Consider the following 8961-nt stretch of genomic DNA (forward strand, 5'->3'; position numbering starts at 1 on the left):
ACGTATCTGTTGCCAATGTCACTTGTTTCTTACCAAGCTTTTGCTGACCTTTATTTGCATTTCCTTCGTTGTCTGAACTGTTTTCGTTATTGCTGCATGCTGTCAATGCAGCCAACAACACGAAAATGATACTTATGAAGCTAAACTTTTTCCACATAATGTTTTCAATAGACCCTCCACTTGATTTGCTTTAATATTATTATCGTAATACAACCAATAATTTTATACAACCGAAGTAACTGAAAGTGGTTTTCACGTATTTGTGGTGTATATGCATATCAAAAAGCTATTTCTCTAACTCTCCTTCATGCCTATAAGGGTAGCCGCCATGCCAACTAATTCGTATGTAAAACTCAAATAAACCTCGCGCCAAACCTACTTAAAGAACATTTTTGCAAAACAAAGGCTGAATTAGTTTCTGATCTTTCTTGGGCTAATTCCTTCTCGAGCAGAAGTTTCTGCTCTCGGGCTGAACATTTCCTTCTCCGAGTGACTAAAAATGGATATCAAAATATTGTTTCAGAACAGATGGCTTTTCACTATCGCTGACGATCGTCTTTTGTTTTTCCCCAAAATGAGTGACGATCAATGAATTTCCCGAAAGCGTAATCCGGCCATCTAAAGTGGCCAACGATACGATTTCATTTTGCGTAAAATGAGATTGTGGGGAGGTCTGATTAAACTGGCAAGCCTCTTCAAAATCCGTTAACTTCCTGGGTGCTATGTCAAAGCGGAATAACGTAATCCATTCATACTCATTTTTCTTTCTTTGCAAGTCAAAAATGTTCTCTCTTACTTTAACTACGCGGTAAATTCCGCTTATGTCTTCCTGGGGTTCACCCGTTAAAGGAATTGGTTTTCTAGCAGAATCACCAAAACCGACATCGACCAAGTAGGATTGGTCTAACTCAACAATCTGAGCGGCATGGCTTCCTTCCTTTGCCCATGACCCATCTGGGCGATTAACGGTGCCCGATATAAAATAACTATTGAAACCAAGATTTTGTAATAACCAGTTAAACAGGCCATTTAGTTCATAACAAAAACCGCCACGTTGGTTCAACACAATCTTTGTATAATAAGTTTCTACGTCTAATGGGATTGGAACTTGGTGCATTACGTCCAAATTTTCAAAGGGAATGTGAAGCATATGGTGCAGCTGAAGCTGATGAAGTGTTTCTAAACTTGTCCCTTTCGTATCATCCAGGCCAATTCGTTGTAAATATTGATCAACCTCCATAATGGGACTCCTCCTTTACGAATAATCATTGACTCATCAAATTAACTTGAATTCGTGCAGAACCAACTATTTTCAGTCGATTATATCACAAAAGTTTAGCTGCTTTTATTCCGTGATATGACCTTTATACGAAATTGACGCCATTCCTTATCCAAGAATGGCGTCAGACTCAATATCGTGATTTCTTATCTTTTAAACTAACCCTCCCGTTAGTTCAGATACAATATTTCATAAACATGCTTTCCTGGAGAAATAAATAACTCAATAAACACTGGGACATGACCCGGCTTCCGGTTCATAGTAACAATGATTTTTATAACGACCAGTTAAAGGTTGACCGTACCATGTTGAAGGACATGGAGCATATGGATTGAAATACCATAGAGCATATTTCGCCGGATGTTGTCTCCAATAATTCAAATTCTTTCTTGCTAATCTTTTCTCAACAGATCTCGCTCCTTTATAAAACAGACTCCCTTTTTGAACAGCTTCAAAAGAATAATTTCCTCCTTGTACTTGAAATATGACATCTCGAATGGTTCTTACATCTGTAAAATCCAAGCAATCCGCTACAGCCCGATTAACAATTACAGATCCCACATACAACATTCCTTGCTTTCCTTCACCTACAGCTTCCGCTCTCATCATCCTTGCCATTAGAGCGACGTCTGAACTTGAATATTTTACCCTTGGCATTTTTTCCACCCCAAAAGTATTGTATGAAAAAAGCCAACTTTAATGTCATTAATTTATGTTTTGTTTTAAAGCATTTAGCTCTCCTGTAGATTAATTGGCCATTCTTCTTTTTTCTCGGCCATATCCCAGAACATGTATTCAAATAAACTGGTTTTGACTACTATCTCTTCCAGTACAGCCAAATCCCTCTCCGGTTTGTCCTTTGTGATTTCGTTCATAAAGTTTTTGCAATTCTCGGCTATCCCGGTAAGCTCATCAGAGGAGTACATTCTCACTAAATGACCATAAAATTCATGATCCAGTGCGCCCGACCACGATGCCAGTTATAGCACCATGCGCACGCAAACACAGAAGCCACAACTACTTCAATCTTATCACAAAACCTAATTACACTTATAACACTTAACTGAATATTTTCATAACCACTGCATTATACACGATGAAACAGTTTCGCTACAATGGAACTAAAGAATGTTTCAAAAAGTGAGTGATTCCATTGCCCAACATTTTGCTAATTGAAGATGATACAAGCTTGTTTCAGGAAATAAAAGAACGCCTTGCCAGTTGGGATTATGAAGTATACGGTGTGAGTAGCTTTAATGATATCATGCAGGATTTTACAAGTTTAAAACCAGATTTGGTTATTATTGATATTCAATTGCCGAAATACGATGGCTTCCATTGGTGCCGGATGATTCGGACGCACTCCAACGTCCCTATTATCTTTTTATCTTCCCGCGATCATCCTACCGATATGGTTATGTCAATGCAGCTTGGTGCAGATGATTATGTCCAGAAGCCATTCCACTTTGATGTATTGATTGCGAAAATACATGCGATCCTCAGACGTGTCTATGATTACAACACGGAGCAAATAGAACTACGCATGTGGAATAGCGCGACACTTGATTATGCCAAAAATACAGTAACCAATCAGAAAGGGACTATTGAATTAACGAAAAATGAAATGTACATCCTGAAAGTTTTAATCGAGCGTAAAAACGAGATTGTCAGCCGCGAGGAAATCATCCAGAGGCTTTGGGATGACGAACGTTTCATTAGTGACAATACCTTGACCGTCAATGTGAACCGGCTGCGAAAGCGGTTGGATGAACTCGCATTAGGCCGTTTTATCGAGACAAAAGTCGGGCAAGGCTATCAGGCAAAAGAGGCGGCCCAACCAAATGATTAAAAAGTACTTAATCGAGCGATGCAGCTGGCTAATCCTATTTATCGGGCTACAACTGCTTACGATTTTTATTGCCCTGATCGACCCGAGTATCACCGTCCGTCCCGTGTTATATATTGTTTTTTTATCGACTGTTATCCTGGTTGTATTTGTCATCGTCCGCTATCAAAAGGAAACAGCATTTTATAAACAACTAGGGGATAGTGATTACGACTTAACCGATATAAATAAGGGAACGAGCCCGTTCGAAAAAATTGTTGAAGAACGACTTGATGGGCAAACGAAACAGTACAAAAATGAGCTCACGCAGCACAATATAAAATTAGAACAGGAAAAAGATGAGCTTTTATCGTGGATCCATGAAGTGAAAACACCACTAACCGCAATGCAGCTTATGATTGAACGCGTAGAAGACAAAAAGGTTAAAGAGCAATTAAAGTACGAATGGCTGCGAATGTACCTACTTCTTGATCAGCAGCTGCATCAAAAGCGCATTCTTTTTATGGAAAACGACTTATATATCGAACAAACCAACCTGGAACCACTGATTTTTCAGGAAATAAAAGCATTACAATCCTGGTGTATTCGCAAGGGGATCGGTTTTGACGTTTCTTTAGAAATAGAGGAGGTTTTAACGGATGCCAAATGGCTTGCCTTCATTATTCGGCAGTTGTTAACCAACGCCATCAAATATACGGAAAGTGCCGATATTTCGATCACCAGCTACCGTGAGCAACAGCACACAACCCTTGCCATCAAGGACCACGGCAGAGGTATTGATGCCAAAGACTTGCCGCGCATTTTTGACCGCGGTTTCACCTCTACTACTGCCCATCAGGACACCGCTTCATCTGGTATGGGACTCTATTTGGTAAAAAATGCGCTAAAACCATTACACATCAAGATCAGTGTTCAATCCAATGTCGGAGAAGGGTCGACATTTACATTAACATTCCCCAACAAAAATGAATTTGTTGCGATTACTGGCATGTGACAAGATTGTCACATGCCAGTATCATTTGTTCGGTGAATCGCAGGAAAAATGGATGGCATACGTTTATGATGGAAATAGTTTAAAGGAGTGAGGACATGATGTTACAAGCAATGAAAATTCATAAAAGCTTTGGAAACAAATTTAATAAACAAGAGGTCTTAAAAGGGATTGATATTAACGTCGATAAAGGCGAATTCGTCAGTATTATGGGGGCATCTGGTTCTGGAAAGACAACACTGCTTAATGTGCTTTCTTCCATTGACCGGGTAAACCGGGGAACGATCATCATTCAAGGACAGGAATTAACATCGATGAAAGATAAACAGCTCGCAACATTCCGTAAACACCATTTAGGATTTATTTTTCAGGAGTATAATTTGCTTGATACGCTGACCGTCAAGGAAAATATTTTACTGCCACTGTCAGTTAATAACGTATCGAAAAAAGAGGCGAACCAAACGTTTAAGGAGGTAACAGACGAGCTCGGCATCTATGACATCCGGAATAAGTATCCGAATGAGCTTTCCGGTGGGCAAAAGCAGCGCACATCGGCAGCGCGTGCGTTCATCCACGAACCAAGCATTATTTTTGCAGATGAACCGACTGGGGCCCTTGACTCGAAATCAGCATCCGATTTATTAGATAAACTGAACAACTTAAATCACACACGGGACGCAACGATTGTTATGGTCACCCACGACCCGGTCGCTGCCAGCTATTCAGGACGGGTTCTCTTTATCAAAGACGGGCAAATGTATACCCAGCTCAATAAAGGCGACGAAACGCGGCAAACCTTCTTAAAAGACATCATGACAACACAAGGTGTCCTGGGCGGTGTTTATAATGAGCATTAACCGTCTGATTTGGCAAAGTCTAAAGAAGAATATCCGGAGCTACTACCTGTACGTATTCGCCTTGATCTTTAGTGTGGCACTATATTTTGCCTTTGTGACGCTGCAGTTTGATCCGGCATTGGACACCATGTCGGGTACCGCAAAAGGATCAGCGGGAATTTACGCCGGATCAGTATTACTTATCGCCATTGTTACCGTATTTCTGTTATATGCCAACAACCTGTTTATTAAACGTAGAAGTAAAGAGATCGGTTTATTTCAGTTGATTGGCATGACAAAAGGCAAGATTTTTCGCATTTTGAGTATCGAAAATAGTGTCCTTTATGCCGGATCGATAGTCATTGGCATTTTTCTCGGTTTTGCTGGTTCGAAACTGATCAAACTTATTTTCTTCCAAATAACGGGGATTGATCAGGTTGCGGCATTAAATTTTTCAGCTAAAGCCACGGGGCAGACGCTGCTTGTCTTTCTCATCATTTACCTGTTCATTATGGTCATGAACTATTTGTTTATAAACCGGCAGAGCGTTCTGTCCCTGTTTCAGATAAGGTCCAAATCAGAGAACGTGAAAAAAATGTCGATTATGCAGATACTGATCGGAATTATTGGTATTGGACTTATTATGACCGGATATTATTTATCCACGAAACTATTCAGTGGAGATATTGATAACCAGCTCTTTTTTGCGATGTTGAGTATTTTAGGTTCGGTTATCATTGGCACCTACTTGTTTTTTAAGGGATCGGTCGGCTTTATCTTGCAGCTAATTCGCAAATCGAAAGCCGGCTACTTATCGATTAACAATGTGCTATCCTTGTCGTCGATCATGTTCCGCATGAAGTCGAATGCTGTACTGTTAACGGTCATAACAACCGTTTCTGCTTTGGCAATCGGCTTATTATCGCTCACGTATATTTCCTATTATTCAACGGAAAAATCGGCCCAGCAGATAGCGCCTAATGACTTTTCCCTTACAGATGCAGATGATGCCGATAGTTTTATGGAAGAGTTGAATGCGGAACAAATCGGATATGAAGAAACGCGGATTGATTTTATAACTGTCCGTGCCGATATAACAGACGCTCTGGAATCGGCTCCGAGCAATTTTAATGGTGAACTGGAGAATACCAGGATAGTGGTCGTCAGTGACCAAGCAACAGCGGACATCAATGTTTCGCCGGATGAAGCGGCCCTTACCGGGGTCGGTGGTTCCATTTCGCAATTCCTTTCCTTTCAAGAGGAGGGCAACATAACCCTGTCTAGTCAAACCAGTACCATTGATGCACATTATATAGAATCAAAGGAAAGATCACTTTTGCCAAGGATTCAGTCACTCAATTTTCCAGTTGTCGTTGTGGATGATCGCGATTATCAGCAGCTGGAAAAAAGTCTGGACCCGGACATCCAAGGAGCTTTCGGTTACGAATACATCGGGATTGATATTGCCGATGATGATCAGCTGAATCAGGCAAATGCTATCTTTCAGGATTGGGACAACGAGGAGAAAAATCCGGCTTACAGTTACTTGGAAAGCGTCAACCAGCAAAAACAACAACTCGGTCTGACTATGTTTATTGTTGGATTTCTCGGGTTAACTTTCTTGATTACATCCGGGTGTATTCTGTACTTTAAACAGATGGATGAGAGTGAAGAGGAAAAGCCCACATACACAATTTTACGGAAACTTGGCTTTACCCGGGACGATTTAGTTCGTGGTATTTGGTATAAACAACTTTTCAACTTCGGTATTCCATTAATACTCGGACTGTTGCACAGTTATTTCGCCGTCAAATCAGGCTGGTTCATATTTGGTACGGAAATGTTAACGCCTACGGTAATCGTCATGGCCATTTATACCGTTCTGTACTCGATCTTCGGTGTTTTATCGGTTCGTTACTATAAGCGAGTGATTCGAGAAGCATTGTAAACGGGCAGTCCTCCGCCGTCTAAATGCATATAGCGGCGGAGAGTCTGATTCTATCATTGTAAGATAGCTACTTTTTTGTATTGAAAGGATGTTGAATAATGAAAAAGCTCAAGGGCATTGGCATTGGAATTGTAGTAATATTAATTTTAATTGTGGGGTATACATTTCTTCCACAAACAGTGAAAGAAGTGTTAGACCGGGGAAATCCTTTTATTTCCCAAGAAGATGTATATGTTCAAATCGATGAGCATCAACCAAAAAAGGTTCAGCATCGCTATGAGTATTCCCTAATAGGTTATACATCAGGTGGTAATGAAAAAAAGGTTAACTTTACTTCTTCGACAATATTACCGGAAGGTTCATATCTAAAGGTTGATGCAAAAGGATCCTACGTAAAAACATGGGAAGTGATAAAATCCCATAAACTTCCCTCAAAAACCAAAGAGGAACTTGAAGAGTAATGCAATATATATTCTTGATGCGGGGAAGGTTTACCACACTTAAATATCACATCTATTCATTGACATAATAACAAACTACTATTTTAAACAACCGCAATTTCTCAGTGAGAAATGCGGTTGTTCGCTATTTAAAGAAATTCTTTAATTTTTATTTATCATTCATCTGGGAAAACAATCATATCAAAAGGCATTTAAATAACAATCATCTACTTTATCCGTAGTGACGGCTTCACTGGATACTATACCTTTATTCAATTAAATGGCCCTACAATGGCAATTGAGCGCCTTCCTTTATTCCGGAAGTGCGCCCCTTTCTGGAACAAACCATATGTAGCTGTAAAACAGATTGATTGACCTTAATCTAATATTGATTTAATTGTTTCACTAAGGGGTAAATATTAGGATAACACATGCATAAAGTGAGGGATCTACGTTATGATTTTCTTTTCAATGGAAGATGAGCTGGTCAAAGTGGATGATAAAAATGAGAATGCCAAAACGGTCCTTAAGGGGTTACAACCTGTCAGCCTCGCCTATGACCCTCATGATATAAATCGGTTATATTGCGGCACTTTCGGTCGGGGATTATGGCGGAGTATTGACGCTGGCGAAAATTGGGAACCGATTGCGGCCCCGCATGCGATGGGACCTGTAAATGATACTGTTATTCCTTATCCAAACATCATGTCCTTGACGGTCAGCACAAAAAAGTCTAAACAAGGCTACGGTGTTGTTTACGCTGGAACAGAGCCGAGTGCCATTTTCTGTTCCGAGGATGGCGGGGATACCTGGCAAGAATTTGAAGGAATTCAAAATCTGCCATCCAAACCGCTTTGGAGTTTTCCGCCTCGTCCGCATACGAGTCACGTTCGATGGCTCGGCATCCATCCGATAGATACTGATCAACTGTTTGCTGCTATCGAATTTGGTGCCTTTCTCCGGAGTTTTGATGGTGGAGAGTATTGGGAAGATCGCAAATTTAACGGTCCTTTGGATACGCACACCTTTGCATTGCATGCAAAGGCATCTGGACGTATTTATGCAGCGGCTGGGGATGGATTTATCCAGTCTGGACGTGGCTATGCAGAAAGCCGAGATTCAGGGACGACGTGGACCTATCCAAATGAAGGCCTTAGTCATCAATATTTGTATACGCTAGCCGTTGATTCTGAAAACCCGAACATTATTCTTGTGGGTGCATCCGACAGCCCACGGCAGGCACATGCACCCAGCCAAGCTTGTGCGACGATCTATCGAAAAGAGGGGGGACAGCCATGGGAAGAGGTAAAGGAAGGCCTTCCCTCCTCAGAGGGAACCTTGGTTTCGACATTGGAGGCTCACCCTTTCAGATCCGGCATATTTTTTGCTTTGAATAATAAAGGGTTGTTTCGCTCTGATGATACTGGAATCACATGGAGTTCATTAAATATTCCATGGAAAGAAAAATTTGAACGACAGCATCCACATGCATTGGTCATTGTTCCTTCATAACAATCATATAAAGCAGCCGCATTTCTAAGAACGAAATGTAGCTGCTTCAATTTGTTGTTTACAAGCCACCATTTTTAATATCTTTTTGTTCCGCAATATGGGCCGAGAA

9 protein-coding genes are annotated in these 8961 nt (G+C 40.7%); 6 read left to right on the forward strand and 3 right to left on the reverse strand.

All coding sequences use genetic code 11. The features are described from left to right. Window positions 1-493: 493 nt before the first annotated feature. From VK097_RS13965 to VK097_RS13975, 3 genes are all read right to left on the reverse strand, one after another. Entirely contained in the window at window positions 494-1240 is a 747-nt protein-coding gene (locus VK097_RS13965) for an arylamine N-acetyltransferase family protein (protein WP_324212413.1), read from the reverse strand. Between the two features lie 261 nt (window positions 1241-1501). Continuing rightward, entirely contained in the window at window positions 1502-1936 is a 435-nt protein-coding gene (locus VK097_RS13970; RefSeq protein ID WP_324212414.1) for a cell wall hydrolase, read from the reverse strand. Window positions 1937-2010: 74 nt separating this feature from the next. Next, window positions 2011-2205: a thiaminase II/PqqC family protein gene (locus tag VK097_RS13975; RefSeq protein WP_324212415.1), complete on the reverse strand. Its 195-nt coding sequence runs from the start codon at window positions 2203-2205 to the stop codon at window positions 2011-2013. 227 nt (window positions 2206-2432) lie between these two features. Here VK097_RS13975 and VK097_RS13980 point away from each other — a divergent pair, with 227 nt between their 5' ends. From VK097_RS13980 to VK097_RS14005, 6 genes are all read left to right on the forward strand, one after another. Further along, entirely contained in the window at window positions 2433-3128 is a 696-nt protein-coding gene (locus VK097_RS13980) for a response regulator transcription factor (protein WP_324212416.1), read from the forward strand. Then, complete coding sequence (locus VK097_RS13985) at window positions 3121-4119, forward strand: sensor histidine kinase (RefSeq protein WP_324212417.1); 999 nt, start codon at window positions 3121-3123, stop codon at window positions 4117-4119. The genes VK097_RS13980 and VK097_RS13985 overlap by 8 nt, the downstream gene beginning before the upstream one ends. Before the next feature lie 95 nt (window positions 4120-4214). After that, entirely contained in the window at window positions 4215-4973 is a 759-nt protein-coding gene (locus VK097_RS13990; RefSeq protein WP_324212418.1) for an ABC transporter ATP-binding protein, read from the forward strand. Beyond that, the gene (locus VK097_RS13995) at window positions 4963-6900 is read left to right on the forward strand and encodes an ABC transporter permease (protein ID WP_324212419.1); all 1938 of its coding nucleotides are present in this window, start codon (window positions 4963-4965) and stop codon (window positions 6898-6900) included. The genes VK097_RS13990 and VK097_RS13995 overlap by 11 nt, the downstream gene beginning before the upstream one ends. Before the next feature lie 98 nt (window positions 6901-6998). Then, a complete protein-coding gene (locus VK097_RS14000) occupies window positions 6999-7361 on the forward strand; it encodes a YxeA family protein (protein ID WP_324212420.1) in 363 nt (120 codons plus the stop codon). A gap of 450 nt (window positions 7362-7811) precedes the next feature. After that, window positions 7812-8852: a WD40/YVTN/BNR-like repeat-containing protein gene (locus VK097_RS14005; RefSeq protein ID WP_324212421.1), complete on the forward strand. Its 1041-nt coding sequence runs from the start codon at window positions 7812-7814 to the stop codon at window positions 8850-8852. The last annotated feature ends 109 nt before the right edge of the window (window positions 8853-8961 follow it).

It is taken from the genome of Lentibacillus sp. (genome assembly GCF_035301675.1).
Taxonomy (GTDB): domain Bacteria; phylum Bacillota; class Bacilli; order Bacillales; family Amphibacillaceae; genus Lentibacillus.

Excerpts from the sequence above, each read along its gene's own strand:
- VK097_RS13990 (WP_324212418.1), top strand. The coding sequence starts at position 4,215 with ATGATGTTACAAGCAATGAAAATTCATAAAAGCTTTGGAAACAAATTT.
- VK097_RS13995 (WP_324212419.1), top strand. The coding sequence starts at position 4,963 with ATGAGCATTAACCGTCTGATTTGGCAAAGTCTAAAGAAGAATATCCGG.
- VK097_RS13975 (WP_324212415.1), bottom strand. The coding sequence starts at position 2,205 with ATGTACTCCTCTGATGAGCTTACCGGGATAGCCGAGAATTGCAAAAAC.
- VK097_RS14005 (WP_324212421.1), top strand. The coding sequence starts at position 7,812 with ATGGAAGATGAGCTGGTCAAAGTGGATGATAAAAATGAGAATGCCAAA.
- VK097_RS13985 (WP_324212417.1), top strand. The coding sequence starts at position 3,121 with ATGATTAAAAAGTACTTAATCGAGCGATGCAGCTGGCTAATCCTATTT.
- VK097_RS13965 (WP_324212413.1), bottom strand. The coding sequence starts at position 1,240 with ATGGAGGTTGATCAATATTTACAACGAATTGGCCTGGATGATACGAAA.
- VK097_RS14000 (WP_324212420.1), top strand. The coding sequence starts at position 6,999 with ATGAAAAAGCTCAAGGGCATTGGCATTGGAATTGTAGTAATATTAATT.
- VK097_RS13970 (WP_324212414.1), bottom strand. The coding sequence starts at position 1,936 with ATGCCAAGGGTAAAATATTCAAGTTCAGACGTCGCTCTAATGGCAAGG.